This is a genomic window from Azonexus sp. IMCC34839 (assembly GCF_047047955.1).
Taxonomy (GTDB): Bacteria; Pseudomonadota; Gammaproteobacteria; order Burkholderiales; family Rhodocyclaceae; genus Azonexus.
This window is the reverse complement of the sequence record NZ_CP150631.1, coordinates 636,844-652,477: the sequence shown is the minus strand read 5'-3', so window position 1 is coordinate 652,477 and position 15,634 is coordinate 636,844. Positions and strand designations below refer to the sequence as shown.

15 protein-coding genes are annotated in these 15,634 nt (G+C 60.3%); 8 read left to right on the top strand and 7 right to left on the bottom strand.

The genetic code is table 11. The annotated features are described in order from the left end of the window. Positions 1-8 precede the first annotated feature (8 nt). The 5 genes from WIF35_RS03285 to WIF35_RS03265 all read left to right on the top strand — a co-directional run bounded on the left by WIF35_RS03285 (position 9) and on the right by WIF35_RS03265 (position 6,407). On the top strand, positions 9-911 hold the full coding sequence (locus WIF35_RS03285; protein ID WP_412480147.1) for a histone deacetylase: 903 nt from the start codon (positions 9-11) through the stop codon (positions 909-911). Positions 912-1,029: 118 nt separating this feature from the next. Continuing rightward, positions 1,030-3,729, top strand: coding sequence for an ATP-binding protein (locus WIF35_RS03280; RefSeq protein ID WP_412480146.1), 2,700 nt, complete (start codon positions 1,030-1,032; stop codon positions 3,727-3,729). A 25-nt stretch (positions 3,730-3,754) separates the two neighbouring features. Continuing rightward, a complete protein-coding gene (locus WIF35_RS03275; RefSeq protein WP_412480145.1) occupies positions 3,755-5,257 on the top strand; it encodes an NAD(P)H-hydrate dehydratase in 1,503 nt (500 codons plus the stop codon). A 79-nt stretch (positions 5,258-5,336) separates the two neighbouring features. Then, complete coding sequence (gene nadC / locus WIF35_RS03270) at positions 5,337-6,200, top strand: carboxylating nicotinate-nucleotide diphosphorylase (protein WP_412480144.1); 864 nt, start codon at positions 5,337-5,339, stop codon at positions 6,198-6,200. 69 nt (positions 6,201-6,269) lie between these two features. After that, positions 6,270-6,407, top strand: a complete 138-nt coding sequence (locus WIF35_RS03265) for a hypothetical protein (RefSeq protein WP_412480143.1) — start codon at positions 6,270-6,272, stop codon at positions 6,405-6,407. On the opposite strand, the gene WIF35_RS03260 is transcribed toward WIF35_RS03265, so the two are convergent. From WIF35_RS03260 to WIF35_RS03230, 7 genes are all read right to left on the bottom strand, one after another. Then, entirely contained in the window at positions 6,394-7,026 is a 633-nt protein-coding gene (locus WIF35_RS03260; protein ID WP_412480142.1) for an SAM-dependent methyltransferase, read from the bottom strand. The genes WIF35_RS03265 and WIF35_RS03260 overlap by 14 nt on opposite strands. Positions 7,027-7,096: 70 nt before the next feature. Further along, a complete protein-coding gene (gene thrC / locus WIF35_RS03255) occupies positions 7,097-8,524 on the bottom strand; it encodes a threonine synthase (protein ID WP_412480141.1) in 1,428 nt (475 codons plus the stop codon). Positions 8,525-8,556: 32 nt separating this feature from the next. Further along, on the bottom strand, positions 8,557-9,681 hold the full coding sequence (locus tag WIF35_RS03250) for a hypothetical protein (protein WP_412480140.1): 1,125 nt from the start codon (positions 9,679-9,681) through the stop codon (positions 8,557-8,559). Then, on the bottom strand, positions 9,682-9,948 hold the full coding sequence (locus WIF35_RS03245; protein WP_412480139.1) for a DUF2249 domain-containing protein: 267 nt from the start codon (positions 9,946-9,948) through the stop codon (positions 9,682-9,684). It abuts the gene before it with no gap. A 104-nt stretch (positions 9,949-10,052) separates the two neighbouring features. After that, positions 10,053-10,619, bottom strand: a complete 567-nt coding sequence (locus tag WIF35_RS03240; RefSeq protein ID WP_412480138.1) for a flavin reductase family protein — start codon at positions 10,617-10,619, stop codon at positions 10,053-10,055. 65 nt (positions 10,620-10,684) lie between these two features. After that, complete coding sequence (locus tag WIF35_RS03235) at positions 10,685-11,995, bottom strand: homoserine dehydrogenase (protein ID WP_412480137.1); 1,311 nt, start codon at positions 11,993-11,995, stop codon at positions 10,685-10,687. Between the two features lie 3 nt (positions 11,996-11,998). Continuing rightward, positions 11,999-13,246 carry a pyridoxal phosphate-dependent aminotransferase gene (locus WIF35_RS03230; RefSeq protein WP_412480136.1) on the bottom strand — a complete coding sequence of 416 codons (1,248 nt, stop codon included), beginning with the start codon at positions 13,244-13,246 and terminating at the stop codon, positions 11,999-12,001. A gap of 107 nt (positions 13,247-13,353) precedes the next feature. Here WIF35_RS03230 and WIF35_RS03225 point away from each other — a divergent pair, with 107 nt between their 5' ends. From WIF35_RS03225 to WIF35_RS03215, 3 genes are all read left to right on the top strand, one after another. Further along, positions 13,354-13,725, top strand: coding sequence for an Mth938-like domain-containing protein (locus tag WIF35_RS03225; RefSeq protein WP_412480135.1), 372 nt, complete (start codon positions 13,354-13,356; stop codon positions 13,723-13,725). 44 nt (positions 13,726-13,769) lie between these two features. After that, a complete protein-coding gene (locus WIF35_RS03220) occupies positions 13,770-15,050 on the top strand; it encodes a nucleotide sugar dehydrogenase (protein WP_412480134.1) in 1,281 nt (426 codons plus the stop codon). A gap of 224 nt (positions 15,051-15,274) precedes the next feature. Further along, positions 15,275-15,634 (top strand): hypothetical protein, encoded by a 360-nt coding sequence (locus WIF35_RS03215; RefSeq protein ID WP_412480133.1) that lies wholly within the window; start codon positions 15,275-15,277, stop codon positions 15,632-15,634.

Below are 15,634 nucleotides of genomic sequence, written 5' to 3'. Positions count from 1 at the left end.
CGTCGGCCGTGAAACTCTTTTACACCGACGTCTTCGTCCTGCCGCTGCCGCCGGGCCATCGTTTTCCGATGGAGAAGTACGCCCGGCTGCGTCAGGCGCTGCTTAGTGGCGGCAGGTTCAGCGAGGCCGATTTCCACCTGCCGCACGCCGCCACGGACGAAGAACTCGCCCGCGCACACGATCCAGCCTACATTCAGGCTGTCTCCTGCGGTGCACTCGACGAAAAGGCAAAAAAAGCCATCGGCTTCCCGTGGAGCGAAGGCATGGTCGAACGCTCGCGGCGCTCGGCCGGAGCAACCATCGGCGCCTGCCGCGCCGCCTTGGCCGATGGCGTTTCGGCCAACCTCGCCGGCGGCACGCACCATGCCTTCGCCGATCACGGCGAAGGTTTCTGCGTCTTCAACGACGCCGCCGTCGCGGCCCGCGCCATGCAGGCCGAGGGGCGTGCCGGGCGCATCCTGATCGTCGATTGCGACGTGCATCAAGGCAACGGCACCGCCAGCATTCTGCGGGGCGACGACAGCATCTTCACCTTCTCCATCCACGGCGCACGCAACTATCCCTTCGACAAGGAAGAAAGCGACCTCGATATCGAGTTGCCCGACGGCTGCACCGACGAAGCCTACCTGCTACATCTCGATCACGGCCTCGACACCGCCTTCGACCTCGCACGGCCCGATCTCGTCATCTACCTGGCTGGTGCCGACCCCTATCAGGACGACCGTCTGGGCCGGCTCGGCCTGAGCTTTTCCGGCCTGCTCGAGCGTGACCGCCGGGTTTTCCAGCGCTGCCGCCAAGCCGAATTGCCGCTCGCCATCAGCATGGCTGGTGGCTATGCCAGGAATATCGACGATACGGTACATATTCACCGAAATACGATAGAACTCGCAAAAATAGCCTGGGGCAGATAAGCTAATCCAAAAATTATAGTTAGCCTGATTGGCTGGGGTTGCGGAGAGACTGGGGCGCATGGACGGATTCGTTGCAAAACTTCGTCGAGTTTCGCTGAGGGCGAGAATTGCAGTCGGTATGGTGGCTCTGAGCCTCCTGATCCTGTGGACGGCCGTGCTACTGACCCTCCATAACCTGCGAAACGAATTGGAAGACTCGCTCTCAGCCCGCCAGTTTTCCACGGTCTCGCTGATCGCGGTGGAGATCGATCGGTCGCTACGGGAGCGCGTAGGTATTCTGGATAGCTTGGCACAAACCCTCTCCGCGCAAACCACAACTGGAGGAAGTGGCATTCAAGCCGCCCTTGAACGCTATCCGCTACCCGAAATATTGTTCAATTGGGGGGTAGTCGTCACTGACCGGAACGGTATCGGCATCGCCAGCATTCCTGAAGCACTCGGTCGATCCGGTGTGGATTTTTCCGCCTACCCGGGAATTCGGGAGACGTTGTCTGGCCAACGCGGCTTCGTCACCGAACCTTTCCTCAGCGGACACACAAATGCCCCCATTGTGGCCATGATGCAGCCCATCCAGAACAGCGAGGGCGTGGTGATCGGCTCGGTGGTTGGGGTAACCAATCTCGCCAAACCAAACTTCCTCGATGAAATCAGCCGAACCCGTTATGGGCAGACCGGCGACTACATCATCACCGATCCCAAAACCCGCAGCTATGTCGCGTCGTCCGACCCGGCGCGCGTTCTGAAAAAAGGTCCGCCGCCGGGAATCAACCCGGTTTACGACAAATACATCAACGGTTTCGAAGGCTCCGGCGTCGCCCGCAGTTCGCGTGGCGTTGTCGAACTCTCATCCAGCAAGATCATTCCGACGACCGGCTGGCTGATGCAATCGGTTCTCCCGACCTCTGAGGCTTTTGCACCCATCACCGACCTGCAGAATCAGTTGATGACGATATCTGTCGTGCTGACCCTGCTTGCCGGCATTCTCAGCTGGTTCTGGCTTCGCCGGCAGCTGGCACCGCTTGGCGAGGCATTTTCGTATGTCGAGAAGATGCGACTGGGCGAGATTCCGCGCCAATCGATCCCGATCCGGCGGGAAGATGAAGTGGGCGCCTTGGTGGCGAGCTTCAACGCCCTGCAGAAGGTCATCATCGCCGAGGAAGAGAAAGCGGCCGAACATGCGGCAAATACCCGGGTCAAGCGCATCGTCTCCAGCGTTCCCGGCATGGTTTTCCAGTACCGCATCCACGCCGATGGTCACGGCGACTTCCCGTTTGCCAGCGATGGCATTCGAGAACTCTATGGCATTTCGCCGACGGACGTTCAGGACAGTTCGGACATCATTCGCCAAATGGCCCACCCGGAGGATCGCGAGCATTACCTTCGCGCCCTCAAGGAATGCGCCGATACGATGCTGCCCTTGCATTTCGAATACCGTATCAGTCTGCCGGACGGGCGCATCAAATGGCTGCTTGTGCGGGGCATACCGGAGCGCTCCAATGGCGACTACGTGACCATTTTCGGGGTGGTGACCGATATCTCCGAGTTGAAGTCGATGGAGGCCGACCTGCGTGAGGCCATCGCCGAGCACCAGCGCAAGGATGCAGAAATTTCGGTCTATCGCGACCATCTCGAGCAATTGGTCGAACTGCGCACCGCCGACCTGGAGCAAGCTCGGGCCGATGCCGAACATCTGGCCAAGGCCAAGAGCGAGTTTCTGGCGAAGATGAGCCACGAAATCCGCACCCCGCTGCACGGAGTTCTCGGCATGGCGCGCATCGGTCAGAAAGCCACCGAAGAAGGCAGCAAGGCGCACGATGCCTTCAGCAAGATCACCCATTCCGGGCAATTGCTCCTCGGTATTCTGAACGACATCCTCGACTTCTCGAAGATGGAAGCCGGCATGATGAAGATTGAGCAGAACGAAATCGATCTGAACGACGTGCTCGACGAAACCATCGAACTCATGCGGGACCGGGCCAACGCCAAGGGGCTGGTGCTGACACTGCAAAAGAGTGCCGATCTGCCGGCTCATTGCCGCAGCGATGCGCTGCGTTTGCGGCAAGTCCTGCTCAACCTGCTCTCCAATTCGGTCAAGTTCACCGACAGTGGTTCGGTCACCCTCGATGCCTATCGGGAAAACGACCGTCTCTGTTTCCGTATCAGCGACACCGGCATCGGCATCACGCCGGATCAACTGGACAAGATCTTCAACCCCTTCGAGCAGGGTGACAACACGATGAGCCGGCGCTTCGGCGGCACCGGCCTCGGGCTGGCCATTACCGACCATATCGTTCGGTTGCTCGGCGGCACGATCAAGGTAACGAGTACGCCTGAGGTCGGCAGTTGTTTCGAGGTCAGCCTGCCCTTCACTCCTGTTGCCACACAGGACAGTGTCTCATCGCTGGCCGAGCCCCTTGTCGAGGACTGCGACAAATCGCTGGCCGGCATTCGGGTATTGGTCGCCGAGGATATCGACATCAACCAGCACATCATGCAGGAACTCCTGAACGATGCCGGTGCGATCCCCCATATCGTCGGTGATGGCCGCGCCGCAGTGGATGCAGTGAAAGCGCAGGGCACCGATGCTTTCGACATCGTGCTGATGGATATCCAGATGCCGGTCATGAACGGCCACGAGGCATCGCGCGAACTGCTGAGTCTGGATTCGACCCTGCCGATCATCGGGCAAACCGCCCACGCCCTGCCGGAAGAGCGCGAAGCCTGCACCGCTTCGGGCATGGTCGCCCACATTTCCAAGCCGATCGACCCGGAAGAGTTGTTTGCCCTGATTCTGAAACATCGGCGGCCCCGTCCATAGCGTGGCGCGCTAGAATCCAATGGTCATGAGCAAACCGACCGAACTCTTCCTGTCCTCCTCGCTGCGCTCGATCGAGGCCGAATTTACCGAGCAGCCGTTGATGCAGCGGGCCGGACTGGCTGCTGCCGACCTGGCCGGCGAACTGGCGACCGATCACAACCGGCCGATCCTGATCCTGGCGGGCCCCGGCAACAACGGTGGCGATGCCTTCGAAGCCGCCCGCCTGTTACGGGAACGTTTCTTCCTGGTGGCGATCGTCTTTGCCGGCGACCCGGCGCACTTGCCGAAAGACGCGGCAGCGGCCTACCGGCGTTTCGTCGAAGCCGGCGGCACGACGACCGAATACATCCCCGATGGCCAGCATTGGGGGCTGATCGTCGATGGCCTGTTCGGCATCGGACTGACCCGTGCCCCGGAAAGCCGCTACGCCGAATGGATCGGTGCGGCCAACCGCTTGGCAGAACGCGATGCCTGCCCGCTTCTCGCCCTCGACTGCCCCTCCGGTCTGAACGCCGACAGCGGCACTGCCTTCACTCCCTGTATCCGGGCCAGCCACACCGTCACCTTCATTTCTGCCAAACCGGGCCTGTACACCGCAGATGGCCCCGATCATTGCGGCCAGATCAGCATTGCCGACCTTGGCATCGCCACGACGCAAGCGGCCGATGGTGCCATCCTCACGACCAATGCCTTCCTGCCCTATCTGAAATCCCGCCCGTACAATTCGCACAAGGGTAGCTTTGGCAATGCCGGCATTCTGGGCGGCAACCGCTCGATGCTCGGTGCCGCCTTGCTGGCCGGTCGCGCCGCACTCAAGCTGGGGGCCGGGCGCGTCTATCTGGGACTGCTTGACCCGACGGCACCGCCGGTCGATCCCTTGCAACCGGAACTGATGCTACGCAATGCCAATGCTCTGCTGCAAACCGAACTCGATGCCCTCGCCTGCGGCCCCGGCCTCGGTACCACCGATGAAGCCGTCGGCGTGGTCGAACAAAGCCTGGAGTCTACGGCGCCGATCGTCCTCGACGCCGATGCCCTCAATATCCTGGCCGGCAGTCCCCAATTGCAAAGCCAAGTAGAGAAACGGAAAGCAGCCACCCTCCAGACCCCGCATCCTGCCGAGGCTGCGCGCCTTCTCGGGGTTACGGTCGGCGATGTTCAGCGCGACCGTATCGGCAGCGCCAAGGAACTGGCCCGGCGGTATCGCAGCCATGTTGCGCTGAAGGGCTGCGGCACCGTCGTCGCCTCGGTCAGCGGCCGGTGGTGGATCAATACTTCCGGCAACCCCGGCATGGCCAGTGCCGGCATGGGCGACGTGTTAACTGGCCTGATCGCAGCCCTGCTCGCCCAAGGCTGGCCCGCCGAAGAAGCCCTGCTCGCCGGCGTTCATTTGCACGGGGCAGCTGCCGACTGTCTGGTCGACCAAGGCATCGGCCAAATCGGTTTGACTGCCGGCGAAGTGGTCAATGCGGCACGACAGGTATTCAACGGATGGTTGGGCGTGCACGGATTCCTCCCAGCCCAATAAGTTGAGCAACGGCAAGCTGCCGAAACGGCCGGCCCAAGCAGGTACAATAACGGTTTTCGACAGCCGTTTGCCGAACGCCATGCCCATCGAATTCGACTATCCCCTTGCCGCCGAAATTTCCCGTAACGTCGATGCTGCCCTGACCGAGGATGTCGGTGCCGGCGACCTGACGGCCAGCCTCGTTCCCGGCGATCGCTCGGTCAAGGCGACGGTGATTTGCCGCGAGGCCGGCGTGCTGTGCGGAACGGCCTGGTTCGACGCCTGTGTCGCCCGCCTCGACCCGAGCGCCAAAGTGACCTGGCACGCGGCCGACGGCGAACGCATCGGTGCTAACCAGCTGCTGTGCGAGATTACCGGCAATGGCCGCGCCCTGCTTACCGCCGAGCGCAGTGCTCTCAATTTCCTGCAATTGCTTTCTGCCGTTGCCAGCAAGGCACGCATCTACGCCGATGCCATCACCGGCACCAAGGCGCAGGTGGTCGATACGCGCAAGACCCTGCCCGGCTTGCGCATCGCTCAGAAATTTGCCGTCCGTTGCGGCGGCGGCGGTAACCATCGCCTGGCGTTGTGGGATGCCATCCTGATCAAGGAAAACCATATCCACGCCGCTGGCGGCATCGCCCAGGCCATGGCTGCGGCGAAGACCGTTGCCGAACAGGCCAAGGATCGTTGCAAGTTCATCCAGATCGAGGTTGAAAGTCTCGACGAACTAAAGCAAGCCCTGGAAGCCGGCGCCAAGATGATCCTGCTCGACAACTTCAGCCTGGAGATGATGCGCGAGGCGGCCGTGATCAACGCTGGTCGCGCCATTCTCGAAGCGTCCGGTAATGTCACGCTGGAAACGATACGCGGCATTGCCGAAACCGGCGTGGATCGTATCTCGGTTGGCGCCCTGACCAAGGACGTCAAGGCACTCGATCTGTCGATGCGTTTTGTTAACTAGGCTTTTGTCCAAAAAAACGTCATAATCCCCAAATGCATCGATAATGATATAGACATAAGGGGGTTCGGCATGCTGTTCGCGCTGTTTTACGTCGTCGCCATTACGATTCTTGTCTTGCACTTCACCGGTTTTCTGGCACGGCACAACCTCGAATGGCTCGTTCTGGTTCTGGCAGCTGCTGTTTTCCCGGCGGTCATCTACCTGTAGGTTTACGCACCACCAGATCGATCAAAGCTGAACGGCCGACATGGGCGCGGCCTTCGCTGATCTCCGCCTCGTGCTCCTTGAGCAGAACGATCTCCCAAGTATCGAAAGCTTGGCGCAATAACTCCCCCGTATACAGGTTTTCCACGGCCGACGGCCCACCTGTACGGTATTCAAGCTGCTTTGGCGTGTAGCCTTGTAGCAGCAACACACCACCAGGCTTCAACGCCTGTTTCATCGCGGCGAACAGGCTGTCCCGCTCCTTCGGTCCGACGAACTGGATGAAGATGCCGACGATGGCATCATAGGTCGTCTGCGGCCAGTTCCAGCTCAATAGATCGGCTTGCACGAAATCCACCGACACGTGCCGACCATGGGCCAGCTTTTGTGCCTTGGCCAAGGCCACGGCGGATATTTCCGTAGCCGTCACCGAGCATCCGAGTTCCGCCAGCCAAACCGAATTGCGCCCCTCTCCATCGGCCACGGACAAAACCTGCATGCCGGGCTGGAACAAGGCCTCCTGCTCCGCCAGAAAGCGATTGGGTGCCGTGCCGAACAGGTAATCTTCGCCGGCATCGCGGTAGCGGGCTGACCAGAAGGCTTCGTGATCGAATTGCGTCATGGGGCTCCTCCTATTCGTGATGAAAAAACAAAGGGCGGCCGCAGCCGCCCTTGTCGTGAGTTTCTGGCGATCAGACCCGCTCGACGATGAACTGCTTGATCGCCGCGACATCCGGGTCCATGACCACGACCCGCTGCGGCAGGCTCTCGATACCCTTCAGATCGGCCGGACGCACCGGCTCCTGGTTCAGCGCTTCACGGATCGTTTCTTCAAACTTGGCCGGCTGCGCGGTTTCCAGGACGATCATCGGGACGTTGGCTTCGCGATGCTCCAGCGCCACCTTGAGGCCGTCGGCGGTGTGGGTATCGACCATGACCTTGTAGGTCTCGTTGGCAAAACGGATGGTCTGCAGGCGGTCGGCGTGCGTGCTCTTGCCCGAGACGAAACCAAAATTCGGCATTTTTGCCCAGTGCACCGTAGCAGAGAGGTCGAAAGCCTCGCCTTTGTCCACCTTGGCCCACAGCTCGCGCACGATAGCGGAATCGCGGCCCACCAGATCGAATACGAAGCGCTCGAAGTTCGAGGCCTTGGAAATGTCCATCGACGGACTGGAGGTGACGTTGGTTTCGGCCGAGGTGCGCGGACGATAGACGCCAGTCTTGAAGAACTCGTCGAGCACGTCGTTTTCGTTGGTGGCGAGCACCAGCTGCTTGATCGGCAGGCCCATCTGACGGGCGATGTGGCCGGCGCAGATATTGCCGAAATTGCCTGACGGCACGGTAAAGGAAACCTGCTCGTCGCTCGACTTCGTGGCCAGGAAGTAACCCTGGAAGTAATAGACGATCTGCGCCGCGACACGGGCCCAGTTGATCGAATTGACCGCGCCGATCTTGTACTGCTTCTTGAAGGCGGCATCGTTGGAAACGGCCTTCACAATGTCCTGCGCATCGTCGAACATGCCGCGCACGGCGATGTTGAAGATGTTGGCGTCTTGCAGCGAATACATCTGGGCGCGCTGGAAGGCGCTCATCTTGCCGTCCGGCGACAGCATGAAGACCTTGACGTTGTGCTTGCCGCGCATGGCATATTCGGCGGCGGAACCGGTGTCGCCGGAGGTCGCGCCGAGAATGTTGATCGATTCGCCGCGCTTGTCGAGAACGTATTCGAACAGGTTGCCGAGCAACTGCATGGCCATGTCCTTGAAGGCCAGGGTCGGGCCGTTGGACAGTTCCTGCGTGTAGAGATTGTCGGCCAGCTTGGTCAGCGGCGTGATTTCCGCCGCATTGCCGCCGTTGCGCGTGTGGCAATAAACCTGGGCGGTATAGGTCTCGGCGACGATGGCCTTGAGGTCGGCCGCCGGGATGTCGTCGATGAAACGCGATAGGATTTCGTAGGCCAGGTCGGCGTAGGACAGCTTGCGCCAAGCGTCGAGATCGGCCTTGCTGACTTGCGGGTAGCTTTCCGGCAGGTAGAGGCCGCCATCCGGGGCCAGGCCGCCGAGGAGGATGTCGCAGAAAGCCTGGGGCGCGGACTGGCCGCGGGTCGAGATGTAGCGCATGGCGAAAACCTGGAAAGCGAAAAACCGCGATTTTACCGCGTCGACGCCTCGACGCGAACCGCCTGAACGACGCCGATGGCAAATAAGGCCAGCATCGATGCGGCCATCGATGCTGCAGCAGTGAATTCACCGGCCAGCAAACAGACCGCAGCCAGCAAGGCCAGACCAGCGCGCCACTGCCCGGTGGCCGCCAGGCGTTGCCGCATCAGATGGCGTGCCGGCGTTTGCGGCCCAGGCCAACGCCAAACCGGCAGCAACTGGCTCAAGGCGCCGGTCACCAAGGGCAACAGGAAGCCGATGCCCCAGGCCAGCACCGCCGTATCGGCAGCGAACAGGCCTGCCGCATGCACGGCGCCCGCTGCCAAGGCGAGCAGATAGCCGACGACCGCCGCCAACAGAGAAGCCGTGACGCCATCGGTCAACAGCGTCGCCAAGCCGTTGCGCCGCAGCCACTGGCCAAGCAGGCTGAAGATGCCGACGAACAGGATCGAACCGCCGGCCACCGAAAGCGGCCACCACCACGCACTGCCAAAGGCGACCAGAAGCGCGCCGCAGCCCAGTAGCCAGAGCCGACGTTTCAGCCAGGCGGCGGCATCCGGGTCGGGCCGGCCCAGCGCCGTCGGCAGCAAAACGGGCAAGGTGCCGAAGGCGGCCAGTCCGACCAGGCCGAGGGTGTTCAGGTGCAGATGGAAAAGGCGCCACGCCCGCCAGCCGGCAGGCCACAGGATCAATGCGAAGACAGCGCACAGGGCGGCGATCAGGCAAATCAAGGCCGCCGCGTACCAGCGCCAGCCCGGATGCGGCGATCCCAGTGTCGCCTTGGCCCGGCGCCGGAACCAGACGAGCAAAATTGCCGCAAAAACGATGTCCACCGCAGCAGTGGCCAAAAGGCTGTGATACGGCAGCATTCCTAGCATCGCCAAGGGGACGGCCAGACCGAATAGCTGTGCGCCGTGCGGGATGACGCGGATAAAGCGCTCAGCGTCGCCGGTGCGTGTCAGCACCGGGACGAAATGAATCATCGCCGCCAGGATCAGCGGCAAAATGCCGACGGCGAATGCCACATGCACGACGGCAGCCGGCGAGCCCACTCCATTCAGCGCCAATCCGGCGCTGACAAACAAGGAAAGGAGGCACAGGCTCGCCGTCAGCAGCAATCAGCCAACCACCTTAAAGTCGATCACGATGGCGCCCGGCTCGCGTTGCTTGTACTCGATGTCGAGGTGTGCACCGTAACGCTGTTGCAACTGGGCGAGCAGCGGCAGCGGGTCGTGGTCGTTGCAGAAACGCATGGTCTCACCGACTTGCAGCGCGTCGAGCGCACCGAAGATGGCGGCATGGCGGAACCGCTTGGCGATGCCGCGTGCGTCGAAAGGATACAGGGCTTCCGGGGTGGGGTTGCTGCAGGCATGAAGGTGTTGCATGTTGGCTCCAGAAAAAGCATGCCGGATTGGCAATGGGGCCATTGTGCCGAGCTCCTCGCCAGCCTTCCTTGATCCGTATCGCAATACCCTTCCCGGCCGCAGGTTCATTCCGTTTCAGCTCCTACCGAGAAGGCATCGCCGGTCGCGATGAAATTGCCGCCCGCCAGATAGTGCAAGGTGCGCAGATCTTCGCTCGGGAAATGCCAGCGACCACCGGAAAACACCCGCGGATCGGCCCATGCCGCCACCACTTCTGCTAGGAAGAGGTCGTAGTGTTGCTCGTTGCGGGCTTCCGGAATGACCTTGCACTCCAGCCAGGCGACACAGCCGCCGACCAGCGGTGCATCCACAATGGACGCTGGCACGGTGCTCAAGCCGGTTTGGGAAAATTTGTCTTCGCCCCGCCCGCAGCACGACCCCACGGCCAGCACTTGCTCGGCAATTGCCCTGCACGGAATGTTGAGGACAAACTCGCCGCTCGCCTCGATCAACTCACGACTGAAGGTGCTCTTGTCGATTACCACAGCGATTTTCGGTGGCGCAAAATCGAGTGGCATCGCCCATGAAGCCGCCATCACGTTTCGTTTGCCGCCGGCAGCGCTCGATACCAGCGTGACCGGTCCGTGATTCATCAACAGATAGGCCTTGCTTAATTCAACTGGCTCTCGCATCCAGTAATCTCCACAGCAAAACAAAAAGGGGACCGCAGTCCCCTTTCGCGCTATCTGCATCCGGCTTATTGCAACTCTTCCAGACGAATGCGCTTGACCTTGCCCTTTTGTGCCGGCAGGCCTTCGATCTTGGCGATCGCGGCATCGGCGGCACTTTCCTTGCAGACATGGGTCAGGATGATGATGTCGGTTTCGCCCTCGCCCTCCTCCGGCTCGCGCTGCAGCAGTGCGTCAATGGAGATGCCCTGATCGGCCAGGATGCGGGTGATGTCGGCCAGCACGCCCGGCTTGTCTTCGACGCGCAGACGCAGGTAGTAGCCGGTCTCTACATCGCTCATCGGCAGGACGGGCAGGTTGGACATGGCGTCCGGCTGGAAGGCCAGATGCGGCACGCGATGTTCGGCATCGGCGGTAGCCAGACGGGCGACATCGACCAGATCAGCCACGACAGCCGAAGCCGTCGGCTCGGCACCGGCGCCCTTGCCGTAGTAAAGGGTAATGCCGACGGCGTCGCCCTTCACCATCACAGCATTCATCGCGCCTTCGACATTGGCCAGCAGGCGCTTGGCCGGGATCAGGGTCGGATGCACACGCAACTCGACGCCTTGCTCGCGACGCTTGGCGATGCCCAGCAGCTTGATGCGGTAGCCGAGTTGTTCGGCGTACTTGATGTCGGAGGCTTCGAGCTTGGTGATGCCTTCGATGTAGGCCTTGTCGAACTGGACCGGGATACCGTAGGCGATGGAGGCGATCAGAGTGGCCTTGTGGGCGGCATCGACGCCTTCGATATCGAAGGTCGGATCGGCTTCGGCATAACCCAGGCGCTGGGCTTCCTTGAGCACTTCGTCAAAGGACAGGCCCTTGTCGCGCATCTCGGACAGGATGAAGTTGGTCGTGCCGTTGATGATGCCGGCAGCCCACTCAATGCGGTTGGCGGTGAGGCCTTCGCGTAGCGCCTTGATGATGGGGATGCCACCGGCCACAGCGGCTTCGAAGGCAACCATGACACCCTTCTTCTGGGCAGCGGTGAAAATCTCAGTGCCGTGCACCGCGAGCAGCGCCTTATTGGCGGTGACCACGTGCTTGCCGGCCTCGATGGCCTGCATGACCAGATCCTTGGCCACGGTGTAGCCGCCGATCAACTCGACGATGATGTCGATTTCAGGGTCTTTGACCAGCTCGAAGGCATCATTGGTCACGCGAGCCGCGCCACCAGTGATTTCCTTGGCCAGATCCACATTGCGGTCGGCCACGGCGGTAATCTGAATCGGGCGACCGGCGCGACGGGTAATTTCTTCCGCATTGCGCTTCAAAACGGTCCAGGTGCCACCGCCGACGGTGCCGATGCCGATAAGGCCAACATTGATGGGTTTCATTATTCAGTCTTTGTTGATGAGATGGTTGGTGTTGTGACGCTTGCGATAGCCTTCGAGGAAACGTGCGATGCGTGCGATCGCCTCGCGGAGATCATCCTCATGCGGCAGGAAAACCAGGCGGAAATGGTCCGGATGCGGCCAATTGAAGCCAGTCCCCTGCACCAGCAGCACCTTTTCTTCCTGCAAGAGTTCGGAAATGAATTGCTGGTCGTTCTTGATTGGATAGATCGCTGGGTCAAGTTTCGGGAACATGTACAGCGCCGCCTTCGGCTTGACGCAGGTAACGCCCGGAATCGCCGTGATCAATTCGTGCGCGATATCGCGCTGGCGACGCAGGCGGCCGCCTTCCTTGATCAGGTCGTCGATGCTCTGATAGCCGCCGAGCGCCGTCTGAATGCCATGCTGCCCCGGTGCATTGGCGCACAGGCGCATCGACGCCAGCATGTCGAGGCCCTCGATGTAATCCTTGGCATGGCGCTTGTCACCCGAAACCACCATCCAGCCGGCGCGATAGCCGCATGAACGGTAGTTCTTGGACAGGCCGTTGAAGGTGATCATCAGCACGTCATCAGCCAGCGAGGCAATCGAGGTGTGCTTAGCACCGTCGTACAAGACCTTGTCGTACACCTCGTCGGCGTAGATGGTCAGGTGATGTTGACGGGCAATGTCGATGATCTCATGCAGCAATTCGTCCGGATACAGCGCACCGGTCGGATTGTTCGGGTTGATCAGCACGATCGCCTTGGTATGGGCGTTGATCTTGCTGCGGATATCGTCGAGGTCGGGCAACCAGCCCTTTTCCTCGTTGCACAGATAGTGCTTCGGCGTGCCTCCAGAAAGGCTGATCGCAGCGGTCCACAGCGGATAGTCTGGAGCCGGCACCAGCACTTCGTCGCCCGCATCAAGCAAGGCGTTCATCGCCATGACGATCAATTCGGAAACGCCGTTGCCGACATAGATGTCGTCCAGCGTCACGCCCTTGATCCCCTTTTGCTGGGTGTAATGCATGATCGCCTTGCGTGCGGCGAAGATTCCCTTGGAGTCCGTATAACCGGCCGCGTTCGGCAGATTGCGGATCATGTCCTGCTGGATTTCCTCGGGAGAATCGAAGCCGAAGGCGGCCAGATTGCCGATGTTCAGCTTGATGATCTTGTGACCCTCTTCCTCCATCTGCTTGGCTTTTTGCAGCACGGGGCCGCGAATGTCATAGCAGACGTTGGCGAGTTTGGCGGATTTCTTGACGTGTTTCATGCAAATGTTCCGGCTGGGCGGCTTATAGCCTGTTAAGGCCAAAGGTATAATCCTACTTTATCGTATGGTGCACCGCAATTTCGCGCTACCGGACAGGACGTAAGCCAGTGAAACTTCATCTCGCCAACACCGCAGGAATCAACATGTTCACCGCCTATGGCGAGGGCTATGTTGCGGTGAACAATGAAAAACACGAAAAAAGCCTGATCCTGCTGCCCGAGGCTATCATGCCCGACTGGACCGAAGCCAAACCGGAAACCTTGAGCGAGGCCGATATGGCCAAACTACTCGAACTTGGCACCGAAATCGTCCTGCTCGGCACCGGCCAACGCCTGCGCTTTCCGCCAGGCGCTCTGCTTCGCCCCTTCGCCCCAGCCGGCATCGGGCTAGAAGTGATGGATATACAAGCAGCTTGCCGCACCTATAACATTCTCGCCGCCGAAGGTCGCCAGGTAGCGGCAGCGCTCATTTTCGACTGAGCATAACTCGGTCAAACCACAAAAGTTCAACGAGACATCCGTCAATGAAAACAATCGCTGTAGTTGGTTTGGGTTACGTCGGCCTACCGCTCGCCGTCGAATTCGGCAAAAAATTCCGCACTATCGGTTTCGACCTGTCGCATCAGAAGATCGCTGCCTATCGTAACCACGTCGACCCAACGGGCGAAGTCAGCAGCGATGATCTGCGTGCCGCTAAGCAGTTGGAGGTCACCACCGATCCCGCGCTGCTCAGCGAGGCAGATTTCGTCGTTGTCGCGGTGCCGACCCCGGTAGACGATGCCTATCAACCGGATTTCACCCCGCTGATCGGCGCATCGCGCACCGTCGGCCAGAATCTGAAGCCGGGTGCCATCGTTGTTTTCGAATCGACCGTTTATCCGGGCGCCACAGAGGAAGTGTGTATCCCCGTCATCGAAGAACATTCCGGCAAGGTCTGGAAGCGTGATTTCTTCGTCGGTTATTCGCCGGAACGGATCAATCCGGGCGACAAGGAACGGACGCTGACCAAAATCGTCAAGGTAGTGTCCGGCGACACCCCGGAAACGCTGAAAACCGTTGCGGATACCTACAGCAGCGTGATCACAGCCGGCGTCTATCCGGCCTCATCAATCAAGGTTGCCGAAGCGGCCAAGGTCATCGAGAACACTCAGCGCGACCTCAACATCGCCCTGATGAACGAACTTGCCATCATTTTCGACCGCATCGGTATCGACACACTCGAAGTGCTGAAGGCTGCCGGTACCAAATGGAACTTCCTGCCCTTCCGTCCCGGGCTGGTCGGCGGACACTGCATCGGCGTCGATCCCTATTACCTGACGCACAAGGCGCAGAAGCTTGGCTATCACCCCGAAGTCATCCTGGCTGGCCGGCGTATCAACGACGGAATGGGGAAGTTCGTCGCCGAACAGACCATCAAGCACATGGTACGCAGCGGCCACCCGATCAAGGATGCCCCCATTCTTGTTCTCGGTCTGACCTTCAAGGAAGACTGCCCGGACCTGCGCAACTCTCGCGTCATCGATGTCATCCGCGAATTGCAGTCCTATGGTGCGGATGTCGCGGTGCACGACCCGGTGGCCGATCCCGAGGAAGCAATGCACGAATATGGTGTGCAGTTGGTCGCCTGGGACAAACTACCGAAAGCGGCAGCCGTCGTCATGGCGGTCAGCCACAAGGAGTTCAAGGCCATGGGTACACCAGCGCTCATGGAAAAGATCGCCACCAACGGCGTTATTGCTGACGTCAAGAGCGTTCTCGACGAAAAAGCATTCACCGAAGCCGGTATATCTATCTGGCGCCTCTAAGTCAGCTTTAGGTCCAATACCCCACATTACGCGGCAGGCGGGCTCCGCTTGCCGCGTAATGCTCTCTGCATCAACGCGTTCGTTTTTCGGGAATTTTTCACGGGAACCGGAAATATCTCACAGCTGCCTTTGCCGACCCCACTTAATATCCGTCTCAACAATATAGATTTCTCTGCCAAGGCCGTTCAACAGCCGATACAAGCAGAGACGACAAGGAGTCAGCCATGCATGCACACACCCTTCCGTTTTCAGCCAGCGCCGGTAAGCGCATGATCGGGGCCGCAGTGGTCGTCCTGGTAATCCTCGGCATTCATCCGGCGGTTGGACAACTACTGACCGACACCTGGGAAAAACTCTTCCACGCCTTGGCTTTTGCCATCCTGGCGACGGGCATCATGGCCATCCGCCCCAAAATCGGCTGCCTGCAGGTCATGGTGCTTCTGGGCGTCGCTGCACTCGCAAGCCAGTATTTCCAGTTATTGATCCAACCCGGCGGACCTGATTTCGAAGTGGCATTGGCTTCCGTACTCGGCGGCTTGGCCAGTCTGTTTGCCTGGAACATGCGTGGACCGACCTGTCATTGA

Bases quoted from the DNA above. Each gene is read 5' to 3' on its own strand.
- WIF35_RS03280 (WP_412480146.1), top strand. From the start codon at position 1,030: ATGGTGGCTCTGAGCCTCCTGATCCTGTGGACGGCCGTGCTACTGACC.
- WIF35_RS03275 (WP_412480145.1), top strand. From the start codon at position 3,755: ATGAGCAAACCGACCGAACTCTTCCTGTCCTCCTCGCTGCGCTCGATC.
- nadC (WP_412480144.1), top strand. From the start codon at position 5,337: ATGCCCATCGAATTCGACTATCCCCTTGCCGCCGAAATTTCCCGTAAC.
- WIF35_RS03265 (WP_412480143.1), top strand. From the start codon at position 6,270: ATGCTGTTCGCGCTGTTTTACGTCGTCGCCATTACGATTCTTGTCTTG.
- WIF35_RS03260 (WP_412480142.1), bottom strand. From the start codon at position 7,026: ATGACGCAATTCGATCACGAAGCCTTCTGGTCAGCCCGCTACCGCGAT.
- thrC (WP_412480141.1), bottom strand. From the start codon at position 8,524: ATGCGCTACATCTCGACCCGCGGCCAGTCCGCGCCCCAGGCTTTCTGC.
- WIF35_RS03245 (WP_412480139.1), bottom strand. From the start codon at position 9,948: ATGCAACACCTTCATGCCTGCAGCAACCCCACCCCGGAAGCCCTGTAT.
- WIF35_RS03240 (WP_412480138.1), bottom strand. From the start codon at position 10,619: ATGCGAGAGCCAGTTGAATTAAGCAAGGCCTATCTGTTGATGAATCAC.
- WIF35_RS03235 (WP_412480137.1), bottom strand. From the start codon at position 11,995: ATGAAACCCATCAATGTTGGCCTTATCGGCATCGGCACCGTCGGCGGT.
- WIF35_RS03230 (WP_412480136.1), bottom strand. From the start codon at position 13,246: ATGAAACACGTCAAGAAATCCGCCAAACTCGCCAACGTCTGCTATGAC.
- WIF35_RS03220 (WP_412480134.1), top strand. From the start codon at position 13,770: ATGAAAACAATCGCTGTAGTTGGTTTGGGTTACGTCGGCCTACCGCTC.
- WIF35_RS03215 (WP_412480133.1), top strand. From the start codon at position 15,275: ATGCATGCACACACCCTTCCGTTTTCAGCCAGCGCCGGTAAGCGCATG.